This is a genomic window from Bacillus sp. M13(2017), from assembly GCF_002218325.1.
Classification (GTDB): domain Bacteria; phylum Bacillota; class Bacilli; order Bacillales; family Bacillaceae_G; genus Bacillus_A; species Bacillus_A thuringiensis_K.
On the sequence record NZ_KZ268522.1, the window covers coordinates 1 to 17061 of the forward strand.

Sequence of the window (17061 nt, forward strand, 5' to 3'; positions counted from 1 at the left end):
CACGCCGCCAGCGTTCATCCTGAGCCAGGATCAAACTCTCCAATAAAGTTAGTTTGTCTAGCATCTAAAATAAAAATTGACGTTTCACGTTGTTTGTTTCGTTCAGTTTTCAAAGAACTTGTCCGTCGCTTCAGAAGCGACTTCATCATATTAACATCTTCATTTTTCGATGTCAACTAAGTTTTAAAATTTCTTTTTTGTCGTTTTCTGCGTTTCCGCATCAGCGACGTTTATTAATATACCATCACACTTTTTAAATAACAAGTGTTTTTTTATAAAAATATAAAAAAATTATCTACCCTACTTTCTTCTATAGAAATAACTATTATCCTCTCTACTAAAAATAGTTATTCTGATTGTATACTACTACACTTCATTCAACAAAATTGAATTTCACAATACCTTCCCAAATTTTCATTCTCTTCTATATTAAGGTTTATAATAATTATCCTTCTATAAAATAACTATACAAATTAGCCGTAAGAAAAATCCCATCTACATTAAACAGCCACTCACGCGCATTATCCCCTTCCTTCTCATTCGAAAATTCCCCCCTACAAATTAACAACATTCCAATCCTAATATAAATTTAAGGGTATTGTTAGAATTTTTTTACATTTAATTAATGAAAAATATCCATTTTTTGTTATATAGTAAGAAAGGACGCACTCAACTATAAATAAACCAATGGAGGAATTATTTTATGGATAGGTTAACAAAGTTTTCATTAAAAAACCGAGCTGCCATTATCATCATGATCTTTCTCATTTCCATACTCGGTGTTTATTCCGGCTCTAAATTACCTATGGAATTTTTACCAAGTATCGACAATCCGGCAATTACCGTCACAACCTTATCTCAAGGACTCGACGCTGAAACGATGACAAAGGATGTAACTGATCCTCTCGAAAAACAATTTCGCAATTTAGAACACGTCGACACCATTACTTCTTCTACATACGAGGGATTATCACGTATTGACATTGCGTATACATCAAAAGCAAACATGAAAGATGCAGCACGCGAAGTCGAAAAAGCCGTCAATACAATTAAATTACCTAAAGATGTAACCAAGCCCGTAGTTAGTCAATTAAACACTTCTATGATTCCACTCGCTCAAATTACTATCCAGAAACAAAACGGTTTTTCAAAAGCAGATGAAAAACAAATTGAAAAAGAAATCGTACCACAACTCGAAAACATTGATGGTGTTGCCAACGTTATGTTTTTCGGAAAATCCACCTCTGAATTATCTATCGTACTTGATCCGAACCAATTAAAAAATAAAAACGTAACATCACAGCAGGTACTAACTGTTTTACAAGGAAAAGAAACTTCTACTCCAGCTGGGGCAATTACTGTTAATCAGGAAGAATACAACCTCCGCGTCATTGGGGACATAAAAAATGTAAATGCCATTAAAAACATCACTGTGGCACCCCAGGTGAAATTGGAAGACATTGCTCAAATTGAAATTAAACAACACTACGATACAATCTCACATATAAACGGAGAAGAAGGCACAGGATTAATCATCATGAAAGAACCGAGTAAAAATGCAGTTGCCATTGGAAAAGAGATTGATAAAAAAGTTAAAGAGATAGATAAGGAATATAAAGATCAATTTTCTATTAAACTTTTGGCTTCAACCCATGAACAAGTTGAAAATGCTGTTACTAACATGGGAAAAGAAGTAATACTTGGAGCAATCGCTGCAACTCTAATTATCTTAATCTTTTTACGTAACTTCCGAACAACACTCATCGCTGTTGTCAGTATTCCATTATCTATTTTATTAACACTCTTTTTACTACATCAATCTAACATTACGCTTAACATTTTAACACTCGGTGGTTTAGCTGTTGCAGTTGGACGTCTCGTCGATGATAGTATCGTTGTCATCGAGAATATTTTCCGCCGTTTACAAAAAGATTCTTTCTCTAAAGATATCATTCTCGATGCAACGAAAGAAGTCGCAGTCGCAATTACTTCTTCTACTTTAACAACGGTTGCTGTTTTTTTACCTATCGGCCTCGTATCAGGAGCAATCGGAAAATTAATGTTACCTATGGTATTAGCAGTTGTATATTCTATTCTATCCTCCTTAATCGTTGCACTAACAGTTGTTCCACTTATGGCTTTTTTACTACTCAAAAAAACAAAGCATCGAAAGCCAAGTTCTTCATCACGATATGTCGCTACGTTAAAGTGGGCTCTTTCTCATAAATTCATTATTCTACTTACTGCATTTTTATTATTTGTAGGATCAATTGCAGCCTATATATTACTACCGAAAGCAAACATAAAATCTGAAGACGACACAATGTTATCTATTAACATGACATTTCCAGCAGATTATAATGCTGAATCTCAAAAACAAAAAGCATTTGATTTTGAAAAGAAATTACTTTCTAATTCAGATATAACAGACGTTATTTTACGAATGGGATCTAGCGCAGAAGATGCACAATGGGGGCAAACAACTAAAAATAACCTCGCTAGTATATTCGTAGTCTTTAAAAAAGGTTCTGATATTGATCAATATATTAAAGAGTTAAAAAAGGAAAATAAAACTTTTGAGCCTGCTGAACTTGATTATATAAAAACAAGTTATTCAAGCTCTGGCGGCGGCAATAACTTACAATTTAACGTAACAGCTACTAACGAAGCGAATTTAAAAGAGGCGGCTACTATCGTTGAAACAAAACTAAAAAGCATGGATGATCTTTCTAAAGTAAAAACAAATTTAGAAGACTCTAAGAAAGAATGGCAAATTCATATTGATCAAACAAAGGCTGAACAACTAGGTTTAACACCAGAAATAGCTGCGCAACAAGTAGCATTCCTTATGAAGAAATCACCTATTGGCGAAATTACAATTAATAACGAAAAAACTACTATTATGATAGAACACAAAAAAGAAAACATTAATAAACAAGAAGATATTTTAAATACAAACATACTATCACCTATTAATGGCCCAATACCTTTAAAAGACATCGCAACTATTTCAGAAAAACAAACGCAAACAGAAATTTTCCATAAAGATGGAAAAGAAACAATCCAAATTACCGCCGAAGCTTCAAATGAAGATTTGAGCAAAGTAAACACAGCAGTAAATAAAGCGATAACTGACTTAGATTTACCTAGCGGTGCAAAAGTAAATATCGCAGGAGCTACTGAATCTATGCAAGAGAATTTTACAGATTTATTCAAAATTATGGGGATTGCAATCGGTATTGTATATTTAATTATGGTTATCACCTTCGGGCAAGCACGTGCTCCTTTTGCAATCCTATTCTCCTTGCCGCTAGCTACTGTCGGTGGTATTTTAGGATTACTCATTTCACGAACACCTGTTGATGTAAATTCCTTAATTGGCGCATTAATGTTAATCGGTATTGTTGTTACAAACGCTATTGTATTAATAGAAAGAGTCCAACAAAATCGGGAACACGGGATGGAAACAAAAGAAGCCTTACTTGAAGCAGGTTCTACTAGACTACGCCCAATTATTATGACAGCTATTACAACAATCGTTGCTATGCTCCCACTCCTATTTGGCCAATCCCAAGCAGGAAGTATGGTATCAAAAAGTTTAGCCGTCGTTGTCATCGGTGGTTTGGCAGTCTCAACTGTTCTTACATTAGTAGTCGTTCCAGTTATGTATGAACTGTTAGATAAAATTGGGAGAAAAAGACGCTCCCGTAGGAAAATCAGCACTTCTACAGAAACACCTGATATTTAAAAACAAAAGGCGTTATCTTCAAAAATGAAGATAACGCCTTTTCTCTACTTAATCATATAATGCATCATTTTTTCCACATATCGCTCTATAGGTTTACTAGAATCCACAATAAGATATTCATTATTTGAAGGTCTTTTACTACCATTTAACCACTTTTTAAAACCTACTTCCGACTCCACCTTTTCAATTTGACTGATCATACGCTTACGTGTTTGCAGTCTCCTATTAATCTCTTCCATATCATTAAGATAACACTCAATATATTTATATTTCACACCATGTTTATTTGATAGTTCAATCCCTTTTTCAACCATTCCCTCATATAAACACGGACTATCCAATATAACACTATGCCCTTGTTCTAAATAAGAATCAATCAATACCCATTCGGCATCATACGCAAGCCCTCCAACAATCGTTGATTCAATTCCTTTTACTTTTAATGATTTTAACAACGCGGATTTCAAAACATCATGATCTACAATTACAGCACCTGTTGATTTCGCTATATACTTAGAAACTGTCGATTTTCCTGACCCAGGAAAACCTGACATTTGCAGAAAAAACAAATTAAAACTCCTCTCTAAATTACATCTGTTCTTCTTTATAATTAATTACAAATTCAACAATCATTACATCCATTCCTTCTATATTAAAATACAAAAGAACCCCCTACTTATAAATAGAGAGTTCTCCTTTGTAACTTATGCCGCTTTTACCTTCTTCGTCGTTTTACTTTTTCTTTTCGTTCCTGTAAAACGCTTGTGTAATATAGACGCTACCAAGCGTGAAATAACATTGAATAATAATACCATAATAATTAATACAGCTGCAGATTTTGTCGCAATCAACTTCGCATCTGGAATAACTCCTTCAGAATTTAATTTCCAAATGTGAACCGCTAATGTTTCAGCTGGTCTAAACGGATTTAAAGGATGCGCAGGACTTGAGAAATCCGCTGCTGAATTTAAAATCGGCGATGTTAAACCCGCTGTGTAAATTAATGCTGCCGCTTCTCCAAATATACGACCCGCCGCTAAAATAATACCTGTAATAATTTGCGGTAATGACGATGGGATAATAATACGAGCAATCGTTTGCCACTTCGTTGCACCTAATCCAAGACTTGCCTCTTTTACATTATGAGGAACTTCTGAAATCGCATTTTCACAAACACGTGTTAAACCTGGTAAATTTAAAATAGTTAAAGCAAGAGCACCACCCATTACTGTGTATCCCCAGCCTGTCATTGTAACGAACACTAACAAACCGAATAAACCAACAACAATCGAAGGTAAAGACGCCATTGTCTCAATACATAAACGAACAAAATTTAAAAAACGTCCTTGTTTTGCGTACTCCGCTAAATATATTCCAGCACCTAAACCAAGAGGAATAGATATAACAAGCGTTATAACAAGCATGTAGAAGGAATTGAATAACTGTGGACCAATCCCACCACCAGCTCTTGTATTACTTGGTTCTCCAAACAAGAAATTAGGATCCCAAAATCCCCATCCCTTTTGCAGAATTTCAAACACTAAGAATACTAGTAAAGCTACAACAAAAGCTGCAACTGCATAAAAGATACCTGTCCAAACTTTATTTACCGTTCTTGCATTCATTATTATCGCTCACCTCTTTGCCCAATCGCTCGAATTACTAAAATAAACAGGAATGAAATAACAAGTAAAATCATCGCTAAAGTCCATAGCGCATTGTTCCAAGCAGTTCCGTTTAATGTATTTGTCATGTCCATTGTCAAAATACCAGTTAACGTTGCTGTCGGACTGTATATTCCTTCTGGTAATTTAATTGTGTTCCCGATTACCATTTGAACCGCTAATGCTTCACCAAAAGCACGCGCTAAACCTAAAACAATACCTGTTAAAATCCCTTTTTTCGCAGCAGGAACAATCACTCGGCTAACCGCTTGCCATTTCGTTGACCCTAAACCATAAGAAGCTTCTAAATAATCAAATGGAACAGAGCGTATTGCATCAGAAGCGATACTAGCAATAGTAGGTAAAATCATAATACTTAATACAACAATACCTGCAATTAAACTAAAGCCCACTCCTCCAAACGAATCACGTAATAGCGGCACTAAAATCGTAACCCCTAATAACCCGTATACAACCGAAGGAATACCAACTAATAATTCTAAAACAGGCTTCAATACTTTATTTCCAAACTTCGGCGAAATTAAATTCATGAATATAGCAAGAGCTATAGCAATTGGCGCACTAATAATAACCGCACCTAACGAAACCACTGTTGAACCTACAATGAAAATCAAAGCCCCGAAGGTTCCTTCGTCAGCATTTGGATTCCATTTTGTGGATGTTAACATCTCAGTAAATGAAATACCGCTTTGTGTAAAAGATTGAATACCTTTACCACAAATAAACGCGATAATAGCTAATGTAATTAAAACAATAAAAATACCACAAAACGTAACAAGCGATCTTCCTATATATTCACTTTTTACGTAATTAATTTGTTTTTTCCCCTTCATCACAGGTCAGACCCCACTTCATAGATTGAAATGAACAGGACTGGCCTTGCAGCCAGCCCCATAAACTTTATTACTTATTTAATTTAGACATTGGGATGTAACCCATATCTTCTACTTGCTTTTCAAAGTCTTTACCTTTTACATAATCAATGTAAGCTTTTGTTGCTTCTTTCGCTTCACCTTTTGTTACCATGTACTCGTAAGACCAGAATGGATATTTACCAGACGAAATGTTTTCAACTTTTGGTTCAGCACCATCAATTTTCACTGTTTGTAGTGCACCTTTTTTGTCGCCAACCATGTAAGACATCGCTAAATAACTTACTGAACCTGGAGTAGAGTTAATCGCTTGCTCTACTGCACCGTTAGAATCTTGTGTCGTACCAGTTCCATCATTAATCTTTGCTTCTTTCATAACTGTCTTTTCAAATGTAGCACGTGTACCAGATGAAGCCGGACGGTTAATTACGTTGATTTTTTCATCTTTCCCGCCTACCTCTTTCCAGTTTGTTACTTTTCCAGTGAAGATATCTTGTACTTGTTGCACTGTTAAGTTATCAACTTTTACATCTTTATTTACGACAAGTGCGAATGCAATACCCGCAACCTTGTTATCTACTAATTCTTTCGCTTTTTCAGCATCTTTTATTTTATCTCCTGATGGAACATCTGAATTACCAATTTGTACTGCACCCGATGCTACTTGGTTAATCCCAGTTCCACTACCGCCACCTTGTACTTGAATAGAAACTTTTGAATTTTTCTCCATGAATTTCTTTCCAGCTTCCTCCGCAAGAGGTAGAAGAGCTGTAGAACCAGCTGCTGCAATCGTACCTGATAACTCTTGTTTTGTATTATCGCTTCCTTTAGCAGTTTCTTTACTAGCTGTATCTTCTGCTTTCCCACATCCAACTAACGCTCCTGCCACCACTAAAGCTGCTAAAGAAAATTTAATACCTTTTTTCATAACCATGTCTTGTACCCCCATTTGGATTATCGCTTTTCGAATTCATTTTCTTTCGAACACAAATTCATTGTAGGACAACAATATTATGTGAGTGTTAAGCAATTTTTAATTTTAAGTAAATGACGATAATACTCTTTAAAAGCTAGGAATCCCAACATTTATAGTTAAAGAATCCAACAAAAACCACACTAACTATGCTGTAATGTAAATTTATTCTTAACAATGTAAATTCAATGTAAATGTTTTTCTATCTTTTCCCTTTCTAGTTAAAGTTAGATTTACAATTCCGCGCATTTTGTAACTTTTACACGCCTAATTTGTGAACATTAAAAAGAATTTCAGTAATATTTTTTAGTACAACTAAATAAATTGGAACAATTCTAAAATTAAATGAATATTTTTAAAGTACTAATTGACAACATAATCCAACGTGGTCTACTATATTACTAACAAAAAGTTTACCTTAGGAAACTTTTTAAACTTAAACTAACAATATAGAGATGAGGTAACTTTTATGGTATCGGCTAATAAAAAACCACTTTCCGAATTTAGAACAGGAGAGTTTGTACAAATTGAGAAGATACAATTAGAAGGAACTATGAAACGACGTTTATTAGATTTGGGATTTATCCCTGGGGCAACGATTAAAGTATTGCAACGCAGTCCACTTGGAGATCCAGTTGCTTATCAAGTAAGCAACACAACTATTGCACTGCGCAAAGAAGAAAGCTCCCTTATTTTCGGGGTATTAATAGGAGATGATTTCAGATGAGCAAACATCGTATCGCTTTAGCTGGTAACCCGAATACCGGGAAAAGTACATTATTTAATACTTTAACAGGCTTAAAACAACATACTGGCAACTGGACGGGAAAAACTGTTTTAAAAGCTGAAGGGGAATATGAACATAACGGAAGTAAATATACATTAATAGATTTACCTGGAACTTACTCACTATATTCAAACTCTGCGGATGAAGAAGTAGCAAGGGATTATATTATATTTGAAAAACCAGAAGTAACTGTAGTCGTTGTAGATGCAACTGCAATGGAAAGAAATTTAAATTTAGCACTTCAAGTGATTGAAATGACGAGTAACGTAGTCATTTGTATTAACTTAATTGATGAAGCTGAGAAAAAAGGCATCGTTATCGATGAAAAGAAATTAGCAAAATCACTTGGTGTGCCTGTCGTTAAAATTTCAGCACGTAACCGAGTAGGTATTGGTCATTTGCTAAATGTTATTGCAAAAGTAGCAAATAAAAAACTAATTCCAACACCAATTAAAATTACTTACAGCGAAAAAATCGAAAATATGATTCAGGAATTAGAACCACAAATTTATAAAGTGTTCGGTGATACGTATCCAGCACGTTGGATTGCGTTACGTATACTAGATGGAGATAAAAATTTCTTAACTACACTTCAAAAACACCATAATGAACCACTTGTAAGGGAGGTCGTAATTAATGGAATCTCACTCAGCCAGTAAAGCTCTTCCATTAGACTATATTATTCAACATGCACAAACACTTTCAAAAGAAGATATACGAGATGATATAGTCGGAGATATTTACCGAACATCTGCAAGCATATGTAAAGAATCCGTCCAATATACAAATACTGATAAATTATATCGTTCCGAAAAACTAGATAAAGTTTTCACATCTCCAATATGGGGATTCCCAATTATGCTTGGTATTTTATCTATTATTTTTTATCTTACAATTGCAGGCGCTAACGTACCATCTGATATGATTGCCGAATTCTTCGGATGGGCCGAAGGATATTTAACATCTTGGTTCCAAGCAGCACATGCACCTGAATGGTTACACGGCATTTTAATACTTGGTTTATTCCGTGGTATCGGTGCTGTTATTAGCGTTATGTTACCACCTATGGCAATCTTTTTCCCTATGTTCGCGCTATTAGAAAACTACGGATACTTACCACGTGTCGCGTTTAATATGGACCGCTTATTCAAACGATCCGGTGCACACGGGAAACAATCTTTAACAATGGCAATGGGATTTGGTTGTAATGCAGCAGCCATTATGTCAACACGTATCATTGAATCACCACGTGAACGTATGCTAGCAATCTTAACAAACAACTTCGTACCTTGTAACGGTCGCTGGCCTATGTTAATTTTAATGGCCTCATTATTTATGGCTGCTGGTTATACAGGTAGTATGCAAACACTTGTTACTGCCGGCGTTGTAGTTGGAATGGTTGGACTTGGTATTATTATGACATTAACCGTTTCTTGGGTACTATCAAAAACAGCTTTAAAAGGCGTTCCAACTCACTACACACTTGAGTTACCGCCGTACCGTAAGCCAAAGGTTTGGAATACAATTGTGCGTGCAACACTCGATAAATCAGTCTATGTTTTAAAACGAGCTGTTGTTGTAGCTGCCCCTGCGGCTGCATTAACTTGGTTACTAGCTAATATTTTCATCGGTGATACAAGTCTACTTATGTATTTTGTAAACTTCCTGGATCCATTCGCTAAAATGTTAGGACTTGATGGCTTTATTCTAGCTGCGTTCATTCTTGGACTACCAGCAAATGAAATTGTTATCCCAATTTTATTAATGTCTTACTTATCAACCGGGGCTTTAACTGAAATAGATGATTTTAATCAAATTAAAAATTTATTCTTAGAAAATGGTTGGACTTGGTTAACAGCGTTAAACACAATGTTGTTCTCACTTCTTCATTTCCCATGTGGAACAACACTGGTTAACATATATAAAGAAACAAAAAGTGCAAAATGGACATTCTTATCGTTTGCAATCCCTACCGTTATCGCTATTGTTGTGACATTCCTCTCTACACAATTGGTACATTGGTTAGGGCTTGTATAAAGCAAAGCATACATAGAAGGTATCCCCCTTCACATATGCTTTGTATAAAAGAAACCTGAAATCATTCAGGTTTCTTTTTTTGCACATCAGTATTCCAAGGTTGCGCTCCATACGTTGTGAGTTTCTTATGAATAAAGTATATGGCTCCTGGAAGAATCGCTATTAATATTGTGCAACTAATTCCTAATCCAGTAAACAACTTCCATCACCTTACTTCACTTTCTTTGGTAATGCTGAACCTGAATGTTCAATTGTTGGATCAACGTGAACATTAATTTCAGCATTACTAAAATAATTCTGACCTTGATCCCAATTCTTACTAATTTTCTTCCACTCTTTATAATTATGCCTCTTATATACCTCTCCTAATTCCAATACATCTACCTTATATTTTTTTTGAACAAGCTGTATAGACTTTTCAATACGCTTCTTCATTTCCTTTGAAATCTCTTTCTTTAAAAACTTTTCATTCATCACTTGTTTCGGTTCATTAAAATGTAACTCAGCTAATATGCCTTCTGTGGACAAATGAATATCAAACTTCGGTTTTGTAGCATTTTCAGTAGACACCTGAATCTTTCGGCGCAACTTATGAATTTCATATGTAATGAGCTGATTCTTTTTACGAACAGTAAAGAAACCTCCAATTTTTTTACCTATTACATAGTTCATTCCTAATGTTTGTTCTCCACTCAAAGTTCCAACGCACTTATTATCCTTTCCACGGATCAATGCCGCTCCTTCCATTTGTACTCCTTGTTTAGTTAATCCTAAGAGAGGTAATGCAAAACTTCGATCTGCGATCATTTTCCCTTGTACCTCACCAATTCTCGCCGCCTCAATCATTTGAGCGTTTTTCGGAGGATGTTCAGCTAACATATCAATGTACTGCGCCGGTAAGTTTTCAGGTTTGGCGCTCTGTTTTAAAATAGATTCTGCATTTTTCTTGGAAACGAACAAACGAATATTTCTTCTCATTTCATGATCACGAAAATATACATCTAACGTATTTTGCAAAACATACGGATTCGCTAGTAATTCATCCGAAAAAATAATGACTTGTATATGCGGAAAAAATAATGTTCGACTAATTTTTTTAGCAATTATTCTTATTTGCTCGAAGACGCTATCTGCTTTCGCACTTACGTTAATATAATTTTCACTATCTCCATCGCCCTGTCCACCTTGTTGTGCTAACTTACTGGGAAGTACCATCTGATACGTCCCTTTCATAATCGGATTTGATTTCTTTTTCTTCACAATATCGTAAGCTGCGCCTACTACAAATCCTCTTTCTTCTATTTCTTCTAGTTCAGAACACCCACTTATAAATCCAGCTAAAACCATAACCATTATAATTTTAAGAAGGTTTTTCATTTCTACCATTCCTTCTTTTTATTTTATATACAATAAAAACTAGCAAAGGAGCTAATACGACAAACCCCATATCTATCCACGCTAAATACGTTCCGTAACTTGATAACGTATCTAAATTACCAGGGAGCATATTCAGCATAAAAATCAGAGGCGCGCTTCCGAAAATAAAAATATGTTTCTTCACTTTCGGAAACATGGCACAAAACAATAAAGATGCGACGTCATAATACATTGCTGTAGTGTTATAAATAGTAATAATCCAAGTCGTAAAAAAAATTGCATCGAACCTTTCTAAAAAGCCTCCACCAATTTCAATTTCTTTCCCTAATTCAATTGTTGGATATGTCAATCCACGAGTTGTCATATACGTAAAAACACTAATACAAGTTACATAAATTAAAATATATGAGAGCACATTTACTATCACGGCTTTTGCAACTGCCATTGGTGCCTTTTTCGCTGTCTTATCATTCAACAACACAGCATAAAACAGAGCTACCTCAAATCCAATAAATGTGAATATAGAATTTTTAACCCCAACAGCGTACTGACTTACTTCCGTTTGAAAAGCTGGAAATAAATTGTTTATTTCCATTAAATTTATATTCAATAAAGAAAGAAGCACTATCGCAATTAAAACAATAGGTAAAAATAGAACATTTAACCTTAATAAGGCCGCTCTTGATCCTGCTATTCCGTAAATAACAACTAGTAAGAAGAAGAAAGACAGTAGTTGTATCGGTGTCTCACTAAATAAATACGTTTGAGAAATAATTGAAATCATTCGCGATTCATATGCTGTCAAAGCAGCAAACGTTAATACTAAAACCATACTAATCGTGTATGCTACCGGCTTTGTCAAATGTGCACTCGTATATTGAACAAAGTTTTGTTTTGGAAATAAAATAGCCACCCTCGTTACAAACCAGCCTAAAACTGCACATATCAATCCACCCAAAAGCAAAATAATCCAACCATCTGAAAATAAAGTTTGGTTAGCAATATCCCTTGGCATAGATAATGCTCCTATACCAATAATGGTCGATGATACCGCAAACCCAATTTCCCGAGATCCAATTTCTTCATCGCCATACTCAAATGGTTTCAATTATTTTCGCTCCTTTGGACGTACTGTAGAATCTTTCGTTTGTAAATATTCCGGTCTCTCTTTCAACATTGATTTTGGCATGCGAATAAACTCCTCTTTCCAATCTTTATAAAATGCAGGAGCAATTGGAGTTGTATACGGTACACCAACACTTGTTAAATTTGTAATATGAACAGCAAGCGCAATAAGAGCTAGAATGATTCCATACAACCCAAAAGCCGTTGCTGCTAATACAAAGACGAAAAGTAAAATCCGAAACGTAATTGTGATGCTATACACTGGAAGTGAAAATGTAGCAATAGCTGTAACCGCAATAATGATAACTAAAAATGGATTTACAATTCCTGCATTCACCGCTGCCTCTCCAATTACAAGACCACCTACAATCCCAATTGTTTGCCCCATCGGTTTCGGCAACCTAATTCCTGCTTCTCGTATTAGCTCCATCGTTAATGCCATCATTAACGTTTCAATATATGCAGGAAACGGAACCCCTTCTCTTGCTCCAGCAATTGAATAAGCCAATTTAGAAGGAATAAGTCCTTGATGATATGAGACGAGCGCTACATACATCGCTGGCATTAAAATCGCAATTATACCAGAACCCATCCGCAAAATTCTTAATAAAGTCCCAATTACCCAGCGCTCATAATGATCTTCCACAGATTGAAAAATATCAACAAATACTAATGGCGCAATAAGAGCAAACGGTGATCCATCCACTAAAATAGCCGCCTTACCTTTCATTAATGAGGCCACAATATTATCAGGCCTTTCTGTGTTCAAAAATTGTGGAAACGGTGACAAATTATTATCTTGAATTAACTGCTCAATCGTTCCCGTCTCAAAAACGACATCTGTCACTATTGATTGAAGACGCCGATCTAACTCTTTTACAATGTAAGGATTAATAACGTCTTCTACATATACTAAAGTTACTTCTTTTTGGGATCTCTTCCCTATAATATAAGATTGAAATCTCAGCTTTGGGTCACGTAAACTACGGCGAATTAACATTTTATTCACGTTAATATCTTCATTTAATCCGATCCTCGGTCCACGTATTAAATCTTCTGTCACTGGTGGTTCTAAACTTCTCTTCTCCCAAGCCCTACTATTAATAACGATAGCAGTTTGAATATTATCAATTAATATAACTGTATCTCCCGCTAAAATCGCATTCATAATGTCTGGAAACTTCGTCTTTACACCAACTTCTGCGATAGAAATAAAACGATCCAATAACGTTTGAACAACGGCTTCCTCACTTGGAATTTCTTCGTATTGCAGCGTACGAACGACATATTTATAAACATTATCCTTGTCTGTTAACCCACATAAAAACACAACCGCACAACGTGTAAAACTCCCAGCAAGAGCAACTTCTCTAATTGTTAAATCATTAGGTGAACCTAACTCATCCCTAATTTCTTTCATAACTTCAAATAAGTTACCTTCAAGCTCTAACAATTTCCCCACCTAACTTCCTTTTCAACAAGTTTTTAGTTAGATTCCGCTAATAGAAGAAAATATATACAAAAAAGAGCTATCTCTTTTCAAAGATAGCTCTAATAAACGAATTACTTTTCTACTATTATGCTGTTTTTCTTTATAGATACACTTTTTGTAAATCCACTAACTACAAACATCACAATCATATTAATTAACAATGCGACTATACCTACATTTAAATCTTTTATAGACTGCGGAAAACTCGGAAACATCGTAGCTATATTAGAGCCCGATAAAGTGATATATGCAACAACTAATAACCCCATTCCCATTCCTGCAATCGCTCCTTGCTTCGTAATAACCTGACGTGGAAACAAGCTACATACAAGTGCAGGGAAAAGTTGTGTAACAATACTGTACCCCATTAATAGAAGGGCTCCTATTGTTTCTCCTCCTTTAAATGTAAATAAAACTGCTACGAGCGTTACTACAGGTACAAATAACTTTGCAGCTTTAGCAACTTGTCTATCTGAAGCAGATGGAACCATCGTTCGATAAATATTTTTCGCTAACAGTGTAGAAGCCGCCATAACAAGCATAGAGCCTGGAACTAACGCCGTTAATACTCCCGCACTACCAATAATTCCAATAAACCAAGGATCAAAAGTTTGTAAAGCAAGACGGAATAACGAAAGATCCACATCCGCTCCCTTTAACCCAGGAACTTGCAATATAGCAGCAAACCCTGCAAAAAATACGAAAAGTAACACTAAAGAATACAATGGCATAATTGCTGCATTTTTACGAAATACTTTTTCATTTTTTGCAGAAAAAGCAGAAGCAAATGTATGAGGCCACATATAAAAACCTAGGGCCGTTAATATAATAGTAGAAACAAACCAAGAAATACTCATTCCTTCTTCAGGTAAAGATAAAAATCCCGGCTTCGCTGCTTCTACAGCCTCAAACATAGGCTGAAATCCTCCATAATAATGATACGGTAAATATATACCTAAAAACATAACGATAAACAGTATCATAATATCCTTCAAAGCAGCCGTCCAAGCCGAACCGTGTATACCTGAAACCATTACATATATAGTTATAACAATAGCACCAATCCATACTGCAACAACAGGTGACACCCTTCCGTAAGAAGCTTCTGAAACGATAATCCCTAGTCCCTTTAACTGTAAAACAAGATATGGGATGATGGAAACAACACCAACAACTGAAACAATAAGTCCAAGCGCTTTACTTCTATATTTCTTCGCAAAAAAATCCGACTGCGAAACAAGGTTATGCTCTTTCGCATACTTCCAAATTGGTGGTAATAAAAAATACGATAAAAGATAAGCTAAAGCACCATATCCCAAAATATAAAAGGTAGGTGCTCCTTTACTATACGCCCAGCCGCTTCCCCCTAAAAATGTAAACGTCGTATAAATCTCACCTGCCATCAGGAGAAAAACAAAAATAGTGCCAAATCCTCTTCCCCCAACTGACCATTGCTCTAAATTCATATCTTTTCCATGTTGTGCCCGAATCCCTAAAAATAGTGCGAGAAACAAAAATAAAATAATGATAAGTAATGCAGTCATTTTACATCCTCCTTATTAGCAGGATCAAACACGTACACAAGCCCCATACAAAGAGATGTAATAAACACTGATAATAATACCCAAAATAATAAAAATGGCATCCCTAATACGTAAGGAGTAACTGAATTCGCAAATATTGGCCCAACTACTAAACAAAGAACTGGGATAAGCGCTAGAATGTGTATTTTCTTCATCTCATTCTCCTTTACTTATAAAGTTCATAATGGCTGATACAAAGACTTCCACTCCAATCGGTAATGCATCTTCGTCAATCGTAAAACGAGGGTGATGATGAGGATATATAATACCTTTCTCTTTATTTCCCGCTCCGATAAAAAAGAATGCCCCTGGTGCCTTTTGTAAAAACGCTGAAAAATCTTCTCCAGCCATCGTCGGCTGCAAACGAACAACTCTATCTCTTCCATAAAGTTGTAATGCCGTTTGTTCAATAAGCTCTGTAACTTCATAATTATTTACAACTGGTCGATATCCATATTCATAAGAAAACGTATATTTCGCTCCGTAAGATTCCGTAATATGCTTCACAATCCGCTCAATCTTCTTCTCTGTTTCACCTCGTAACTCATGTCTTAAACTCCTCACTGTCCCTTCAATCTCCGCTTGCTCTGGTATTACATTATGAGTTGTCCCCGCATGAAATTGCGTAACGGATATTACGAGAGAATCTAATGGATTCGTGAGGCGAGATACAATTTGCTGAAGTTGCGAAACGACTTGTGTACCGATTGCGATACTATCTACCGTTTCATGAGGGATTCCAGCATGTCCACCTTTTCCCTCTATCCTAATTTTAAAAACATCCGGTGCAGCCATTGCAGGACCATAAATAACGCCTATTTTCCCAACCTCTAACGACGCCCAAAGGTGAGCACCAATGATATAATCCACACCTTCCATTACACCTGCCGCAATCATCTCCTCTGCACCACCAGGAAAATTTTCTTCAGCATGTTGGAATAGAAAACGAATCTCCCCTTTAATCTTCTCTCTTGCTTCTACTAACTTATGTACAACCCCAAGTAATATCGCTATATGTCCATCATGGCCACATGCATGCATTACACCCGGATATTTAGAAATAAAGTCAAACTCATTTTCTTCATGAATAGGAAGAGCATCCATATCGGCTCGAACCGCAACTGTTTTGCCCGGCTGTTTACCTACTAACTTTGCCATCACACTATATTTAGTCGGCCGTGACACTTCTAAATATGGGCATTTCCGAAGTATATCGAACACAAACTGCGATGTTTTTTCTTCTTGAAAAGATAACTCTGGATACTTATGAAAATGCCTTCTCCACTCAACTAACTGATTTTTTGACAAAACAAGTTCCTTTGCAACATCCATACCCCTTCACTCCTTCTTCACCAAGTTAAATGTTATTATAACGTGAATTG

The 17061-nt window shown here is 35.7% G+C and carries 16 protein-coding genes; 5 read left to right on the forward strand and 11 right to left on the reverse strand.

Translation table 11 applies throughout. From position 1 onward, the window contains the following. Together CGQ22_RS32295 and CGQ22_RS29115 are read left to right on the forward strand one after the other, a co-directional pair. On the forward strand, positions 1-180 hold a 180-nt coding region (locus CGQ22_RS32295; RefSeq protein ID WP_217900039.1), incomplete at its 5' end, for a hypothetical protein. 523 nt (positions 181-703) lie between these two features. Next, positions 704-3748: an efflux RND transporter permease subunit gene (locus tag CGQ22_RS29115; RefSeq protein WP_089149705.1), complete on the forward strand. Its 3045-nt coding sequence runs from the start codon at positions 704-706 to the stop codon at positions 3746-3748. 44 nt (positions 3749-3792) lie between these two features. Here CGQ22_RS29115 and CGQ22_RS29120 read toward each other — a convergent pair whose 3' ends face one another. The 4 genes from CGQ22_RS29120 to CGQ22_RS29135 form a co-directional block, all read right to left on the reverse strand. Next, positions 3793-4317 carry a P-loop nucleotide/nucleoside kinase family protein gene (locus tag CGQ22_RS29120; RefSeq protein WP_000465766.1) on the reverse strand — a complete coding sequence of 175 codons (525 nt, stop codon included), beginning with the start codon at positions 4315-4317 and terminating at the stop codon, positions 3793-3795. 135 nt (positions 4318-4452) lie between these two features. Next, complete coding sequence (pstA, locus tag CGQ22_RS29125; protein WP_000994135.1) at positions 4453-5373, reverse strand: phosphate ABC transporter permease PstA; 921 nt, start codon at positions 5371-5373, stop codon at positions 4453-4455. Between the two features lie 2 nt (positions 5374-5375). Beyond that, positions 5376-6266, reverse strand: a complete 891-nt coding sequence (gene pstC / locus CGQ22_RS29130; protein ID WP_000676674.1) for a phosphate ABC transporter permease subunit PstC — start codon at positions 6264-6266, stop codon at positions 5376-5378. A 70-nt stretch (positions 6267-6336) separates the two neighbouring features. Further along, positions 6337-7239, reverse strand: coding sequence for a phosphate ABC transporter substrate-binding protein PstS family protein (locus tag CGQ22_RS29135; RefSeq protein WP_000245105.1), 903 nt, complete (start codon positions 7237-7239; stop codon positions 6337-6339). A gap of 508 nt (positions 7240-7747) precedes the next feature. Between CGQ22_RS29135 and CGQ22_RS29140 the strand changes: the two genes are divergently transcribed. Genes CGQ22_RS29140 through CGQ22_RS29150 form a run of 3 tightly spaced genes read left to right on the forward strand, consistent with a single transcriptional unit; the run spans position 7748 to position 10102 of the window. Further along, on the forward strand, positions 7748-8005 hold the full coding sequence (locus tag CGQ22_RS29140) for a FeoA family protein (protein WP_000252987.1): 258 nt from the start codon (positions 7748-7750) through the stop codon (positions 8003-8005). Then, entirely contained in the window at positions 8002-8724 is a 723-nt protein-coding gene (locus tag CGQ22_RS29145; RefSeq protein WP_000033859.1) for a FeoB small GTPase domain-containing protein, read from the forward strand. The genes CGQ22_RS29140 and CGQ22_RS29145 overlap by 4 nt, the downstream gene beginning before the upstream one ends. After that, a complete protein-coding gene (locus CGQ22_RS29150; RefSeq protein WP_089149706.1) occupies positions 8702-10102 on the forward strand; it encodes a nucleoside recognition domain-containing protein in 1401 nt (466 codons plus the stop codon). The genes CGQ22_RS29145 and CGQ22_RS29150 overlap by 23 nt, the downstream gene beginning before the upstream one ends. Before the next feature lie 61 nt (positions 10103-10163). On the opposite strand, the gene CGQ22_RS32220 is transcribed toward CGQ22_RS29150, so the two are convergent. From CGQ22_RS32220 to CGQ22_RS29185, 7 genes are all read right to left on the reverse strand, one after another. Beyond that, entirely contained in the window at positions 10164-10301 is a 138-nt protein-coding gene (locus CGQ22_RS32220; RefSeq protein WP_000493981.1) for a hypothetical protein, read from the reverse strand. An 11-nt stretch (positions 10302-10312) separates the two neighbouring features. Further along, positions 10313-11479 (reverse strand): spore germination protein GerLC, encoded by a 1167-nt coding sequence (gene gerLC / locus CGQ22_RS29160; protein WP_000793363.1) that lies wholly within the window; start codon positions 11477-11479, stop codon positions 10313-10315. Next, on the reverse strand, positions 11463-12587 hold the full coding sequence (gerLB, locus tag CGQ22_RS29165; protein WP_000801998.1) for a spore germination protein GerLB: 1125 nt from the start codon (positions 12585-12587) through the stop codon (positions 11463-11465). The genes gerLC and gerLB overlap by 17 nt, the downstream gene beginning before the upstream one ends. Beyond that, complete coding sequence (gene gerLA, locus CGQ22_RS29170; RefSeq protein ID WP_003300032.1) at positions 12588-14066, reverse strand: spore germination protein GerLA; 1479 nt, start codon at positions 14064-14066, stop codon at positions 12588-12590. Between the two features lie 101 nt (positions 14067-14167). Beyond that, on the reverse strand, positions 14168-15640 hold the full coding sequence (locus tag CGQ22_RS29175) for a sodium:solute symporter family protein (protein ID WP_000125940.1): 1473 nt from the start codon (positions 15638-15640) through the stop codon (positions 14168-14170). Further along, positions 15637-15834 (reverse strand): DUF3311 domain-containing protein, encoded by a 198-nt coding sequence (locus tag CGQ22_RS29180; RefSeq protein ID WP_000719836.1) that lies wholly within the window; start codon positions 15832-15834, stop codon positions 15637-15639. The genes CGQ22_RS29175 and CGQ22_RS29180 overlap by 4 nt, the downstream gene beginning before the upstream one ends. A 1-nt stretch (position 15835) precedes the next feature. Beyond that, positions 15836-17011: an amidohydrolase gene (locus CGQ22_RS29185; RefSeq protein WP_000382121.1), complete on the reverse strand. Its 1176-nt coding sequence runs from the start codon at positions 17009-17011 to the stop codon at positions 15836-15838. Positions 17012-17061: the final 50 nt, after the last annotated feature.